The following is a 13,460-nucleotide window of genomic DNA, read 5'->3' as shown; positions in this document are numbered from 1 at the left end:
TATGGTAATTTCAACATTATTGATCGTCGTTGTCATTCTTGCCATCGCCTTTGACTATATCAACGGATTTCACGATGCCGCAAATTCAATCGCAACGGTTGTATCAACTAAGGTATTAACGCCCTTTATGGCCGTCATTTGGGCAGCAATATTTAATTTCGCTGCTTATTTCTATTTTACGGATCACAAAGTTGCTAATACCATCGCAAAAACTGTCCTCGAAGATTATATTACGTTAGAGGTTATATTTGCGGGACTAGTAGCCGCTATCTCCTGGAACTTATTTACATGGTATTACGGTATCCCTTCTAGTTCTTCCCATACCTTAATCGGCGGATTCGCAGGCTCTGGAATGGCCTTTGCTTGGATGCAGGGGGTAAACCCACTTGAAGCGATAAATCATAGTGCAATTTTGAAAACCGTTTCATTTATTGTATTTGCCCCTATACTAGGAATGTTTATATCTGTTATCATCACCCTCATCATTATCAACTTAGCTAAACGTTCAAGACCTTCCATTGCCGAAAAGTGGTTCAAAGTCTGTCAATTAATTTCTTCTGCTGCATTAAGTTTTGCACATGGAGGAAACGATGCCCAAAAAGTCATGGGAATAATTGCGACGGCCCTTATCGCGGAGCAAGTGATACCAGATTTTGAAGCGATGCCAGCTTGGGTACCCCTATCCTGTTATATCGCTATTGCTGCAGGAACGATGAGTGGTGGTTGGAAAATTGTAAAAACGATGGGAACTAAAATCACCAAAGTAACCCCACTTGAGGGTGTTGCGGCAGAAACCGCGGGAGCTGTAACTTTAGGCATAACAGAGCATTTTGGTATTCCGGCTTCCACAACGCACACCATTACGGGTTCTATCATTGGGGTAGGCGTTGTAAAACGTGTATCGGCAGTTCGTTGGGGGGTGACTATTAGTTTATTATGGGCATGGATTTTGACGATCCCTGTTAGTGCCATCTTAGGTGGAATCTCCTTAGCCCTTATTCATTTTATTCTATAATGTAATATTTACACTACATGTTGTTCTTTTTTACTGACTTACACGCGAAAAAGATCAAAAAATTTGTATACTTTAATTAAATTATATATTTTTACGCGAAGATTTTTGCTGAATGTCAGTAAATGTTAATGTCGACAGAACTTTTTAATCCATTGCTATTTTTTGGCACCGTTATTGTTAAGTTATGTTAAAATAGAAAAGTGAAAACAATTAAAAATTTTAATAACCTTAAAAACAAGAGTATGAACTATTCTACAATTAAAAAAACAGCTGTTGCAGCTTCTTTAGTAGCCGCTTTAGGTTTTGCTGAGAACGCCCAAGCACAAACTCCAACTGTATTTGGTGGAAGATCACAATACAGAACTTGGTCTATTGGTATCCAAGGCGGTATCACTACGCCAAATGTTATCACTGGCGGATCAAATGCATTTGGACAAAAAGTAGGTTTATTCCAAAACAAAGTTGGCGAATATTATGGACTAACTGTTCGTAAACAATTCTCCCATTTATTCGGTTTAGAATTGGAAGGTAACCGAGGTTCTATTAAGACGTATAATCATGATGTCTCAGGACCTGCCGATGAGAATATTTTGGGTGCTCAATCTGCAAAAACTCGTGTTAACTGGGCAGCTAGCTTAAATGGTGTATTCCAATTAGGTACTGTTGACTTCTTAAGACGAGAAAATGCCGTTAACTTCTACGCTAAGGTAGGTTTAGGTGTATTGGCGAACAATCCTGTTCAATATGCGAACAATGACTTCACTGGTACTGTAGTTTACAATAACGAAGGAAAATGGGGTGAAGAAATTTTCGGAGATCGTGAAGCTACTGGAGACCGCGACAATAAATTAGCAGCTTACGTACCAGTTGGGGTAGGTGTTAAATTCAAATTATCTGAAGTTGTTGCCTTGAACTTAGGTTACACGATGAATTTCACTGATGACAATTTACTTTATGGACCAGCACGTAAGGATGCTAACGGTAAATTCTCCAACATTTATGGTGGTCTAGAGTTCACTTTAGGTTCGCGCGACAAAGAAAGTTTAACTTTCACAAACCCTGTTGCTACATTATATGATGAATTGAAAGATCCTTCATTGCGCAACGAAGTTGAAGCATTAAAACAACGTGTATCTACTTTAGAAGGTACTGTTGATCAATTAAGCAAAGATTCTGATGGTGACGGTGTATCTGACAAATTTGACAAATGTCCAGGAACTCCTGCTGGTACTGTAGTAGATGGTTCAGGATGTCCAATCAAATTCCCAGAGCCTGTTGCTCAAACAGCAACTACAGGCGCTTACTACGCTCCTATTCAATTCGAATTCGATAGTTCTGTTTTGAAAACTGAATCTTACTCTACTTTAGATAAATTAGCAAAAGAATTACGTGATGCTAAAGGATCTGTAAGTTTAGATGGATATGCTTCTGCAGAAGGTTCTGAGTCTTACAACTTGAACTTATCTAAAGACCGTGCAAATGCAGTAAAACAATATTTAGTAAATGCAGGCGTATCTGCATCAAGTATCTCTGCTAACGGTTATGGCGAAGCTAATCCAATTGCTTCAAATGCTACTGAAGAAGGTCGTGTTCAAAACCGTCGTGTAGAAATCAAAAAATAATTTTTGCTTGTAAAAATTATTTCATAATAAAAGAAAGCCGATTCATAGAATCGGCTTTTCTATTTATAATCAACTATTTGAAGTATATTTGCAATGCCGTATGTGAAAATGTGGAAAACAAAAACGCTAAGAAGTCACATTTTCTTTATAAATTTCTTCTACAGTGAGGATGCTAGCGATTTTTAATAAATTAAGAAAGGAGTGATATGGAAGAAGAATTCGAATTTGGGTCGCCCGAAGAACAAAAACTGTCTGTTGATCGATACGAAGAAATGCTTCGAAATCAAGATCAATACTTTTTTGATGCAAAAGCTTTTGAAAGCATCATCGAATATTACATTGACAAAAACGATCCGGTTAAAGCGCTTCAAGTTGCAGAATATGCCACCGATCAACATCCCTATGAAACTCTTTTTCTGCTAAAGAAAGCACAACTTTTTGCAAGAACACATCAATTTGAAAAGGCATTTTCCGAACTGGAAAAAGCAACTATTCTAGAACCAAATAGCGGTGAAATCTTCCTTTTGAAAGCAAATATATGTCTTCTACAAGGAGAGCTCGAACAAGCTGAAGAATTGTTCCTTTACGCTATAGAATTAGGTGAAGATAGTGCCGAAGCCTATTTCCAAACTGCTGAGCTTTATCAATTAAAAGGGGACTATGAGCAAGCCGTCAACTATCTCAAAAAATCATTGGAGATAAATATGGAAAACGATGATGCGCTACATGCTCTTGCATTCTGTTACGAGATACTCGAAAAATCAGAGGAAAGTATTCATTTTTATAAACAATACATCGATAAAGACCCCTATTCCTATGCGGCCTGGTTTAACTTAGGCATGGTTTACGAGAAACTCAATCGCTTTGAAGAAGCCCTAGACGCATATGATTATGCGATGTTAATTAATGAGTCATTTGTTCCCGCTTATTTTAATAAGGGTAATGTCCTCGTCAACATACAAAAGTTTACAGAGGCTATCGACGTTTATAAGCAGAGCTTTGAATATGAAACTCCCACCGCCGATGTCTATTGTGCTATTGGCGAATGTTATGAGAAGCTCGAGCATATGGAAGAAGCTCGAGAAAACTATAAAAAGGCCGTAAAGCTAGATCCTAATCTGGCAGATGCCTGGTTTGGAATTGGAGTAACTCTCGACTTTGACGACCGTTATTTTGAATCTTTACACTTTTACAAAAAAGCCTTAGACCTAGACGATACAAATCCTGACTATTGGTTTGCTATCGCGGATGCACGCTATAAGCTTAATCAATTTGAGGAGTCTGAATTAGCCTACAATAAAGTTGTAGAACTAAATCCAACAGACATTGAAGCTTGGTTAGACTTCTCCTCGATATACTTCGAACAGGGAAAATACGTTGAAGCTATTGATATCATGGCCGATGCCATTAAACAAAATCCAGAGGCCTCTGAATTGTACTATCGTGTGGTTGCCTATTTATTCGCAAACGGACAATACAACGAAGCACTCAATTTCTTAGAACTTGGACTAGCAACGAATCCAGAAAAATTCTACATTTTATTCGATTATCTACCTCAATTACAAGGAAATAAGATAATTGTTGATATTATTAGAAAATATACAGAAAACCCATGAAAAAACTAGGCCTCATCGGCTTTCCCTTAGGACATTCATTTTCAAAAAAATACTACCTGAATAAGTTCGAACAGGAGAGCATAGTCGACGTAGATTACGATTTGTATCCGGTTGAAAACATGTCGGATTTTAAGGCATTATATCAAAATGATAAGGAATTCTGCGGTTTCAATGTCACAATACCCCACAAAAGGAATGTATTGGACTTAATAGATGAACTGTCTCCTGAGGCTCAAGCTATCCATGCGGTTAATTGTATCAAAATAGAACGAAGAACAGGCTCGCTTTATCTCAAAGGATTTAATACAGATGCCTATGGATTTGAATTCTCCTTACGTCCGCTGTTGCAAGAACAACATCAAACAGCCTTAGTGCTCGGTAATGGAGGAGCTGCACAAGCGGTATACTACATCTTAAAAAAACTCGGGATCTCATTTAAAATAGTGAGCAGAACAAAAGAAAATGGTGATTTAACCTATGAAGAACTAACTCCTGCGATAGTTGCCGAAAATAAGCTGATCATAAACTGCTCTCCGGTAGGAACGTTTCCAAACATAAATGAGGCTCCTCAAATTCCTTATGAAAGCATTGGAATCGATCATCTACTATACGATCTGATTTATAATCCAGAGGAAACCGCTTTTCTTCGACAAGGAAAAGCGCGCGGGGCACAAACAAAAAATGGCTATGAGATGCTTGTGTTACAAGCTGAAAAAAATTGGCAAATCTGGAATGGTGAATTGGAATAAGAGCTTTAACTATATTTTCCTTTTTATCTTATTGTTCGGGATATCCTGCACCTCTACTGATTATTCGCCAAAACCAAGGGGTTTCTTCCGTATTGTTTTTCCAGAGACACAATATGTGTCCGATGCGCCTATAGGCTGTCCTTTTTCATTTGAGCGACCAATCTACGCAAACTTAACAGATACACCGGATAAAGAACAGCACCCGTGTTGGAAAAATATTGACTTCCCGCAATTTAACGCCCGCCTACATCTTAGCTACTTTGCGATTGGCCCTCATGCGACCCTTACACAATTAACTGAAGATGCCCGCACCTTTGCATTTAAGCATACCGCTAAAGCTACTGCCATTGACCAAGCAAAAATTTATTATCCCGAGAATGATGTATTCGGACTAACCTACACGATTGAAGGCAATACGGCATCAAGCTTCCAATTTTTCGTATCCGATAGTACAAGGCATTACCTACGAGGAGCTTTATATTTTAATGAGAAACCCAATCTTGATTCCATCCAACCCGTTTTAGCTTTTCTAAAAACAGATGTGGAACACCTGATTTCCACCGTTCGTTGGAAATAGAAATCTATATTTAGCAAAACAAGCCTACAAAGCTTCTTTCAAGAGCATTATGAATCTGTTGTATATAAAGCTAAATTTATCTAAGTTTGAAATATGTTAAACGTACACTCATTTGTTTTCAACCCGTTTCAGGAGAATACATATTTGGTTTTCGACGCTGAAGGTACATGTGCCATTTTCGACCCGGGTATGTCTTCCTTATCGGAAGAAAAAATCTTTTTATCTTTTATCCAAGAAAACAAACTAAAGCCTACCGCATTATACAATACACACTGTCACATCGATCATGTTCTAGGAAATCGATTCGTTTTTGAGGAATTTGGCTTAATTCCTCAGCTGCACGAGGGAGAAGTCCCGGTATTGGTCGCGGTAGAAAATAGAGCCCCAATGTTTGGCATACGTTATGAAACCTCTCCCATACCTGAAGTATTTTTAGAAGAGAATCAATATATTAACATTGGTGCACATAAACTCAAAATCTTACTGGTTCCAGGACATTCTCCAGCGCACCTATGTTTTTACGCTGAAGAGGCACATTTTCTCATTGGCGGAGATGTTCTATTCAAAAATAGTATTGGCCGAACGGATTTACCAGGAGGAAACCATGAGCAGCTTTTGACAAATATACGCCATAAAATCTATAGCCTGCCCGAAGAAACTATTGTGTATCCAGGTCATGGTCCTTCCACAACTGTTGGCTTCGAAAAGCGTACGAATCCTTTCATCCGCGCATAGTTTATGAGATTACCTTTCTTCTTCGCGAGGAGATATCTCTTCTCAAAAAAATCTTTAAACGCCATCAATATCATATCTACGATAAGTGTCGTCGGTGTGCTCGTTAGCAGTGCTGCATTGGTTATTGTATTGTCGTTTTACAACGGCATGGAAAAGTTAATCCTGTCGCTATACAGTAGTTTTGCCCCCGAACTACGTATTGAACCGGCAAAAGGAAAAGTTTTTAATGCATCAAGTAAAGTATTTCAGGATCTTCGCCATAATATAGACATTCGGAGTTATTCGGAGATATTAGAAGACAAAGTTTTAATAGAATACAACAACCAACAATTCATCGCGCAGATCAAAGGCGTAGAGCCTAAAAGCCTTACAGAAGCAAATCACCAAAATATGCTTTATGCCGGAAATCTGGGTATCTATCGAGATAGCGTCAACTTTGCACTCGTCGGTGCGCAGGTACAAGCGAACCTCCGCATACCGATACAGGGTTATAACAACTACATTCAATTATTCTCACCAAGGAAAGGTAGCTCAGCCAATAGTATTAATCCTATGGATGATATTAATCAACGACAGATATCACCTTGTGGCATCCTACAATATCATCAAGGCTTCGACAACTTAATTATAACACCCATTGAATTTGCAAAAGATCTTCTTAACGAGTACGAAGAAGTTTCTGCTGTAGAAATATATATGAAGGACTCGACGCAAGTACCCAGCCTTCAAGAAAAAACGCAAAAACAGTTAGGCGCTGACTTTATTGTTAAAAACAGGGAACAACAAAATCCTCTACTTTATAAAACCATTCGATCAGAAAAATGGATTGTATTTTTCATTCTAACGGTTATAGGTGTCATCGCAATCTTCAATATCATAGGCTCACTAACCATGCTCGTCATTGATAAAAAACAAGATATGATCATTTTAAAGAGCCTTGGGGCCAACAACAAACTCATACAACGTATTTTTTTCTATGAGGGTATTATGATTGCGTTTATTGGAGGAATCATTGGTATTGCAATTGGATTGGCCTTCTGCCTGTTACAGGAAAAATTTGGGATTATCCGAACGGGGGAAGGAGCAAACTCGATCATGGACATCTACCCTGTTGATATACGGGCTTCGGACTTTTTCCTTGTTTTTATCACGGTTATGCTCGTTTCTTCTTTGGTATCCTATGTTGCTTCACTATTGAGCGTCCGTGAAATCAAAGAAGAGGGTATTCGAACAAACGATTAATATTCCAATCTCTTCCTACTGTAATCGCCTTTTACAATAGAATTAATAAAAGATCCCCATGCAAGAGGGCTAAACAACGGGTTTGCAAATCTTTGATTTATATTTTTATTGGTCATATTAATATGACGTTGCATAGAGTTAAATGTCTGGATTTCTTCCGCACTACGTGGAACCACCTTGGATAAAGCAGCTAATGCTTCTGGGGATAAATTACGATGTATTCGAGAAGCATTATCATCGTTGACATCCAAAGCCAAAAAAGCCAGGTTGAATTCCTCTATACTAGCCCAAGGAAATGGCATGACGGCCGGCAATTCGATCACCAAACTCTTCATATTAATTTTAGCCGTCAGTTTATCTGTTGCCGTGTTAGGGATGATATACTCTACAGGATCAAATCCTACTGATGTAAAACGGATTGTGTCGCCAACATGAGCAACGAAAGAAAAGAATCCCTCATTATCTGCGGCATGCGCTTGGTTAGCATAGCTTTTATTTGTAACGGTAACAAAAGGCACAGGAAGTTCACCCCCAACCGAACTAATCAATCCACTAAACTGAATAATTTTCTTTTCTTGCCCACAGACAAATGCTACTGCAAATAAGAAAAAAATGGTAAATACGAAAAAGATTCTTCCTGTCATGCCCCAAATTTATACAATCTTCGAAAAAGAAGGCTGTTAAATTGTGTTAACCCAGCCTATAACTGTCCTGGTGTTATTGCATTTGGATCATTAATATCTGTAAGGTTGATTGCTTCAACCCCAGTAATTTCCGGAACAGCTTTACGAATAGCCTGTTCAAGGCCCGCTTTGAAAGTCATTATACTCATCGAACAACTCGCGCAAGTACCCAATAACTTTAACTTAACTACATTATCCGGAGTAATTTCTTCAATACTAACGTTCCCACCATCCGTTTCCAAATAAGGACGAATGGTATCTAATGCTTGTTCTACTCGCTCTTGTAATGTCATTTTTTCTCCTAAACTAATTAATATGTAAAGATAGTCAATTTATTAAAAAAAATCGGGTACGTGAAAACATTGGTCGATAATTAAACATTTCATTGACAACTATAGGAGAAGCAAGGTTAAAGAATGTTAAAGCCCTTGGAATAAGTAGGTTTACGAGCGAATATCGACTATATTGCGCCACTAAAATTTAATTGAATCTTATTTGATTTTCACGTATCTTTGTAAAATGTTTTTAAATAGACGTATAGTACCCCTGATAACTTGCTTGGTGGTGATTTTGATGGCAAGTGGTTGTAAGAGTAAATTCGAGAAACTTCGTGCTAGCAATAATATTGCAATGAAGTATCAAGAAGCCGTTAAATTCTACGAGAAGAAGAAGTATACCAAAGCGTTAGCCCTCTTTGATGACTTAATGACAAAGTACCGTGGCCAAACGGAAGCTGAAGATCTATATTACTATACGGCATATACAAACTACCGTCTACGCGATTATACATCGGCACGTTATAGCTTTAAGAACTTTGCTCAAACCTATCCTAACAGCGCACGTGCCGAAGAGTGCAGGTTTATGTCTGCCTACTGTTTTTATTTAGATTCTCCGCGATCTTCCTTAGATCAAGAAAATACAAAGAAAGCCATTGACGAGCTCCAACTTTTCATTAACTTATATCCAGATGGAGAAAAAGCGAAAGAAGCAGGAGATTTAATCCAACAGTTGCGTGACAAGCTTGAGCAAAAAGCTTATGCGAATGCGAAACTATATTTTGATATGGGACAACCGGATGACTATCGCGCAGCGGTAATTGCTTTTGAAAGCATGCTAAGAGAATACCCAGACACAAAATATGCAGAAGAAATCGAGTTTCTGATCGTAAAATCACAATATCTCTTTGCTCAGAACAGTATGCCGTATCGTCAAGAAGCTCGTTACAACGAAGCTATTGACTATTACCAGTCGTTTGTAGAGAATTATCCGAACAGTAAGTATAAAAAAGATGCTGATGATCTGCGGGCAAGTGCAGAAAAAGAAATTGCCTATGTTGTAAAAAGGATGAATGAAATCAATAAAATTCGTCAGGAACAACAAAAAGAATTAGGAATAAATAAAGAAGAAGAGTCTGTAAAAGAAGAAGCTTCTTCCTCAAAATAAATTAGAAATTTATAATACATTACACAATGAGTCAAAATAAGAACACTTCCATTCCAAGCTCAACAGTAACAAGAGATTTGAGACAGTTGGATAAGGGAACTGACAACATTTACGAATCTATTGTTGTTATCTCTAAGCGAGCGAACCAAATTGCCGTAGATGTTAAAGAAGAACTGAATGGAAAACTAGCCGAATTCGCAAGTAACAACGATAATCTAGAGGAAGTTTTCGAGAATAGAGAACAGATAGAAATCTCTAAACATTACGAGCGTCTTCCTAAAGCCTCTCTAGTTGCTGTGGACGAGTTTTTGAATGACAAAGTCTACTTTAGAAATCCAGCGAAAGAGCAAGACTAAATAATGTCTGTAAAAGACAAAAATATTGTTATTGGAGTATGCGGCAGTATTGCCGCATATAAAATAGCTTCGCTTATACGCATCCTCATAAAAGAAGGTGCAAACGTTCAGGTAATTATGACTCCCGATGCAAAGGAGTTTATCACACCTTTAACATTAGCAACCTTATCTAAAAACCCTGTTCTCTCCACTTATTTTGATAAAATAGATGGTACATGGACCAACCATGTGGAACTAGGGTTAAAAGCTGATTTGTTACTTTTAGCACCTTTAACAGCAAATACGTTAGGAAAGATGGCGAATGGGATATGTGATAACCTACTTTTAGCAACTTATCTTTCCGCCAAATGTCCCGTTTTTTTCGCACCTGCTATGGATCTCGATATGTGGATTCACCCTGCAACACAAAATAATGTTGCTCGGTTAATTTCTTATGGAAATATTTTAATTGCTCCTGGAAAAGGTGAATTAGCCAGTGGATTATTCGGAGAGGGTCGGTTGGCAGAACCTGAGGAGATTTGCGACAAATTGGTTGTTCATTTCACCTTAGACAAGCCTTTGAAAGGAAAAAAAGCACTAGTTACTGCAGGTCCGACCTATGAAGCTATAGATCCTGTAAGATTCATAGGAAATCATTCTTCCGGAAAAATGGGTTATGCGATAGCCAATAGGCTACAGGAACTCGGGGCAAGCGTTACACTTGTCAGTGGACCTACTCAACTTCAGACTCCGGTTTCTGTCCATCGAGAAAATGTAACCTCTGCAGAAGAAATGCTCCAAATGACGAATAAGTATTTCTTCGAGTCAGACATCATTGTCATGAGTGCCGCTGTTGCAGATTATACGCCAATCGAAGTCGCCACTCAAAAAATCAAAAAAAAGGAACAAGACTTCCAAATTGCACTCAAAAAAACAACGGACATATTAGCGAGCTTAGGCCCACTTAAAAAGTCAAACCAAACACTGGTTGGCTTTGCTTTAGAAACCAACGATGAACTCGATAACGCAAAAGGTAAACTGACTAGAAAAAATCTTGACTACATCGTCCTAAATTCTATGCAAGATCAGGGTGCTGGGTTTGCTGTTGACACCAATAAAATAACTGTAATCAGTAAAAGCGGTTCACTAACAAATTTCGACCTCAAAAGCAAAAAAGATGTTGCCAACGATATTTGTACTATTATCTTAAATCATCAGCAAACCTTATAGATTTACAATCCGAGCCTCCTTTGGATAATAATTGTTTACTCTATTTGGAAGCAACTTTACCCAACCTAAGTTAATCCCCTCATAACGCACCAAACACCAACCATTCTCTGCTTCGTTAAAACTCTCCCTATCTAAAACTTCTTTTCGAAGAAACTGCCTTGCTGTTTCGAGGTCGACCTCCTGAAAAGGCAATGTATCTTTAATATATAAACTCAATGCTAATTCATGAGACGGTATCAATTCACGACCAGTCCACTTACCGATACTTGTTCCCGCATTCTTTATATAAAGCACGTTCTGCAACCATTTTAAATCTTCTTCATAAAGCTTTGGAAATATATGAATATTATCAGCATGAATAAATGAAGAAAAAGAAGAGGAATCGTCTATCCATTTTTCAATTTCTTTCAAAGGCACATTGCTTTTTTCGGGTTTAGATTTTTTTCTTGTGAAAGACTCTTGCTCCATACGCTTCTTCAAAACCCCCACGAAAAAACCTTCACCCCCTAATTTATGTGGATAAAACCTATATCCAAATGCATTCGACTTTGCTGATAGTGTTTCCTCTATTCCCCAAACAGGATCTATATCTATCCTAACAGATTCAAAATCATAAGTAGAACAGACCCAATCGAGTAGCTCTTCATTTTCCTCAGCGGAATAAGAACATGTAGAATAAATTAAATAACCCTTAGAAACCAAAGACGATAAGGATTCAGCTAGAATACGTTTTTGTCTATCGCTACAAAGCTTCACATTTGCTAAAGACCATTCATCGATAGCATCGCTATCTTTTCTGAACATACCAGATCCAGAACAAGGTGCGTCAACGACTAGTAGATCAAAATATCCGGGCAGTCGTCCAAATGCTGAAGGATCGTTATTTGTGACAACCACATTGGCTGTTCCCCAGCGTGCCATCGTATCCATCAATATATTTGCTCTCGACTTTATAACTTCATTACAAACAACTAGACTGTCTTCTCCCAAATAACTATTGATCAGCGTAGATTTGCCTCCCGGAGCAGCACATAAATCCAACGCTTTTACAGACCTATTTACGAGCCCAAGTTCCTTGAGAATATGTGCGATAAACATCGAAGAAGCTTCTTGCACATAGTAAGATCCCCCATGATATAACGGATCTAAGGTAAAAATAGGACGATCAGTAAGATAATAGCCTTTATCGCACCAAGGTATGTCATTCATCCTTGGAAAAGATGCCACCACTTTCTTTCTTGAATTCAAACGAATTGAAGTTATTCTATCTGATTTTTCGTGAACTTCTATAAAAGCTTCTGTATCGAAAGCTTTATCCTCACTTAGTCTTTTTACTAACTCGTTGGGTAGAAAATTACTCATCGTTTTATCGTTTATTTCTCTGTAAATTTACCACAATAAGCAAGGAATAGCAAAATTGAGAAAATGAAAGAATTTAAAAAATATTACATCGTACCTGCGAATCCAGAAGATATCTATAAAGCATTAACAACAGAAATCACAATACGGCTTTGGACGGGAGATATTGTAGAAATTGATCCAAAAGAAGACGGTGAATTCAGTATGTGGGATGGATCAATCCAGGGAAAATTTATACAGCTGGAGCCTTACACAAAAATTGTACAACAATGGTACTTTGGCGAACAAAATGTGCCCTCTCTAGTGACGATTAAATTACATGAGCATAAAAAGGGAACATCCGTAGAGGTAAAACATACAAACATTCCCGATGAAGATTATGATGATATCATAGACGGTTGGGATAATACATATATGAGTTCTCTTATTGAATTTTACGAGGAAGACTAACGTTACGTGTAGTCAAAGAATCTTATCCTACGCTATTACCTTTACCGCTTAGGATAAGAGAGCCATTCATTTCCTAAGCAGTTAATATAGCACAAAAAGACCATAATTTATATAAATTAAAAGGCTGTCCTCATATGGACGGCCTTTTATGATAACGTTCGCTTTCATATCGCGATATCATCTCGTATACCTACTATTTTAATAATTTATATTAAAACCTAGGAATAAATTCTAAGAAGATCATAGGAAAGGCCTCCCTATTGGGAAGATCTTAAGTTTTGGCTGTGTAGCAGCTGGAATCTGTGTATAAAAAAAGGCCCCTCCAGTTTATCACTGAAGGGGCCTGTATAAAATTAGGCACCGACCTACTCTCCCACCTGTTACGGCAATACCATCGGCTCTGG

At 38.0% G+C, this 13,460-nt stretch carries 14 protein-coding genes; 11 read left to right on the top strand and 3 right to left on the bottom strand.

The features are described 5' to 3' along the window. Position 1 precedes the first annotated feature (1 nt). The 7 genes from ACSZOX_RS11540 to ACSZOX_RS11510 all read left to right on the top strand — a co-directional run bounded on the left by ACSZOX_RS11540 (position 2) and on the right by ACSZOX_RS11510 (position 7,556). The gene (locus ACSZOX_RS11540) at positions 2-1,015 is read left to right on the top strand and encodes an anion permease (RefSeq protein WP_437920122.1); all 1,014 of its coding nucleotides are present in this window, start codon (positions 2-4) and stop codon (positions 1,013-1,015) included. Between the two features lie 242 nt (positions 1,016-1,257). Then, positions 1,258-2,637, top strand: coding sequence for an OmpA family protein (locus ACSZOX_RS11535; protein ID WP_437920120.1), 1,380 nt, complete (start codon positions 1,258-1,260; stop codon positions 2,635-2,637). Between the two features lie 206 nt (positions 2,638-2,843). Next, complete coding sequence (locus ACSZOX_RS11530; protein WP_437920118.1) at positions 2,844-4,253, top strand: tetratricopeptide repeat protein; 1,410 nt, start codon at positions 2,844-2,846, stop codon at positions 4,251-4,253. Next, positions 4,250-5,002: a shikimate dehydrogenase family protein gene (locus ACSZOX_RS11525; protein WP_437920117.1), complete on the top strand. Its 753-nt coding sequence runs from the start codon at positions 4,250-4,252 to the stop codon at positions 5,000-5,002. The genes ACSZOX_RS11530 and ACSZOX_RS11525 overlap by 4 nt, the downstream gene beginning before the upstream one ends. Continuing rightward, positions 4,986-5,579 (top strand): gliding motility lipoprotein GldD, encoded by a 594-nt coding sequence (locus ACSZOX_RS11520; protein WP_437920116.1) that lies wholly within the window; start codon positions 4,986-4,988, stop codon positions 5,577-5,579. The genes ACSZOX_RS11525 and ACSZOX_RS11520 overlap by 17 nt, the downstream gene beginning before the upstream one ends. Before the next feature lie 93 nt (positions 5,580-5,672). After that, a complete protein-coding gene (locus ACSZOX_RS11515; protein WP_437920115.1) occupies positions 5,673-6,314 on the top strand; it encodes an MBL fold metallo-hydrolase in 642 nt (213 codons plus the stop codon). A gap of 3 nt (positions 6,315-6,317) precedes the next feature. After that, a complete protein-coding gene (locus ACSZOX_RS11510) occupies positions 6,318-7,556 on the top strand; it encodes an FtsX-like permease family protein (protein ID WP_437920114.1) in 1,239 nt (412 codons plus the stop codon). Here the strand turns inward: ACSZOX_RS11510 and ACSZOX_RS11505 are convergent. Together ACSZOX_RS11505 and ACSZOX_RS11500 are read right to left on the bottom strand one after the other, a co-directional pair. Further along, positions 7,553-8,200, bottom strand: coding sequence for a hypothetical protein (locus tag ACSZOX_RS11505; protein WP_437920113.1), 648 nt, complete (start codon positions 8,198-8,200; stop codon positions 7,553-7,555). The genes ACSZOX_RS11510 and ACSZOX_RS11505 overlap by 4 nt on opposite strands. A gap of 56 nt (positions 8,201-8,256) precedes the next feature. Beyond that, positions 8,257-8,532 (bottom strand): NifU family protein, encoded by a 276-nt coding sequence (locus ACSZOX_RS11500; protein WP_437920112.1) that lies wholly within the window; start codon positions 8,530-8,532, stop codon positions 8,257-8,259. 226 nt (positions 8,533-8,758) lie between these two features. Between ACSZOX_RS11500 and ACSZOX_RS11495 the strand changes: the two genes are divergently transcribed. From ACSZOX_RS11495 to coaBC, 3 genes are read left to right on the top strand one after another with little or no spacing between them, the layout of a single operon-like run. Next, complete coding sequence (locus ACSZOX_RS11495) at positions 8,759-9,682, top strand: outer membrane protein assembly factor BamD (protein ID WP_437920111.1); 924 nt, start codon at positions 8,759-8,761, stop codon at positions 9,680-9,682. 26 nt (positions 9,683-9,708) lie between these two features. Continuing rightward, on the top strand, positions 9,709-10,038 hold the full coding sequence (locus ACSZOX_RS11490; RefSeq protein WP_437920110.1) for a DNA-directed RNA polymerase subunit omega: 330 nt from the start codon (positions 9,709-9,711) through the stop codon (positions 10,036-10,038). 3 nt (positions 10,039-10,041) lie between these two features. Next, on the top strand, positions 10,042-11,247 hold the full coding sequence (coaBC, locus tag ACSZOX_RS11485) for a bifunctional phosphopantothenoylcysteine decarboxylase/phosphopantothenate--cysteine ligase CoaBC (protein WP_437920109.1): 1,206 nt from the start codon (positions 10,042-10,044) through the stop codon (positions 11,245-11,247). On the opposite strand, the gene ACSZOX_RS11480 is transcribed toward coaBC, so the two are convergent. Next, a complete protein-coding gene (locus tag ACSZOX_RS11480) occupies positions 11,242-12,609 on the bottom strand; it encodes a methyltransferase RsmF C-terminal domain-like protein (RefSeq protein WP_437920108.1) in 1,368 nt (455 codons plus the stop codon). The two genes, coaBC and ACSZOX_RS11480, sit on opposite strands and share 6 nt — an antisense overlap. 63 nt (positions 12,610-12,672) lie before the next feature. Here ACSZOX_RS11480 and ACSZOX_RS11475 point away from each other — a divergent pair, with 63 nt between their 5' ends. Next, positions 12,673-13,056, top strand: coding sequence for an SRPBCC domain-containing protein (locus tag ACSZOX_RS11475; RefSeq protein ID WP_437920107.1), 384 nt, complete (start codon positions 12,673-12,675; stop codon positions 13,054-13,056). The last annotated feature ends 404 nt before the right edge of the window (positions 13,057-13,460 follow it).

Source organism: Sphingobacterium sp. LRF_L2 (assembly GCF_965644235.1).
Taxonomy (GTDB): Bacteria; Bacteroidota; Bacteroidia; order Sphingobacteriales; family Sphingobacteriaceae; genus Sphingobacterium.
Note: the sequence above shows the minus strand (reverse complement) of the source record. Positions and strands in the feature narration are given on the sequence as shown.

What these genes read in the sequence shown, in the direction of transcription:
- ACSZOX_RS11540 (WP_437920122.1), top strand. Translation starts at nt 2, where the DNA reads ATGGTAATTTCAACATTATTGATCGTCGTTGTCATTCTTGCCATCGCC.
- ACSZOX_RS11535 (WP_437920120.1), top strand. Translation starts at nt 1,258, where the DNA reads ATGAACTATTCTACAATTAAAAAAACAGCTGTTGCAGCTTCTTTAGTA.
- ACSZOX_RS11530 (WP_437920118.1), top strand. Translation starts at nt 2,844, where the DNA reads ATGGAAGAAGAATTCGAATTTGGGTCGCCCGAAGAACAAAAACTGTCT.
- ACSZOX_RS11525 (WP_437920117.1), top strand. Translation starts at nt 4,250, where the DNA reads ATGAAAAAACTAGGCCTCATCGGCTTTCCCTTAGGACATTCATTTTCA.
- ACSZOX_RS11520 (WP_437920116.1), top strand. Translation starts at nt 4,986, where the DNA reads ATGGTGAATTGGAATAAGAGCTTTAACTATATTTTCCTTTTTATCTTA.
- ACSZOX_RS11515 (WP_437920115.1), top strand. Translation starts at nt 5,673, where the DNA reads ATGTTAAACGTACACTCATTTGTTTTCAACCCGTTTCAGGAGAATACA.
- ACSZOX_RS11510 (WP_437920114.1), top strand. Translation starts at nt 6,318, where the DNA reads ATGAGATTACCTTTCTTCTTCGCGAGGAGATATCTCTTCTCAAAAAAA.
- ACSZOX_RS11505 (WP_437920113.1), bottom strand. Translation starts at nt 8,200, where the DNA reads ATGACAGGAAGAATCTTTTTCGTATTTACCATTTTTTTCTTATTTGCA.
- ACSZOX_RS11500 (WP_437920112.1), bottom strand. Translation starts at nt 8,532, where the DNA reads ATGACATTACAAGAGCGAGTAGAACAAGCATTAGATACCATTCGTCCT.
- ACSZOX_RS11495 (WP_437920111.1), top strand. Translation starts at nt 8,759, where the DNA reads ATGTTTTTAAATAGACGTATAGTACCCCTGATAACTTGCTTGGTGGTG.
- ACSZOX_RS11490 (WP_437920110.1), top strand. Translation starts at nt 9,709, where the DNA reads ATGAGTCAAAATAAGAACACTTCCATTCCAAGCTCAACAGTAACAAGA.
- coaBC (WP_437920109.1), top strand. Translation starts at nt 10,042, where the DNA reads ATGTCTGTAAAAGACAAAAATATTGTTATTGGAGTATGCGGCAGTATT.
- ACSZOX_RS11480 (WP_437920108.1), bottom strand. Translation starts at nt 12,609, where the DNA reads ATGAGTAATTTTCTACCCAACGAGTTAGTAAAAAGACTAAGTGAGGAT.
- ACSZOX_RS11475 (WP_437920107.1), top strand. Translation starts at nt 12,673, where the DNA reads ATGAAAGAATTTAAAAAATATTACATCGTACCTGCGAATCCAGAAGAT.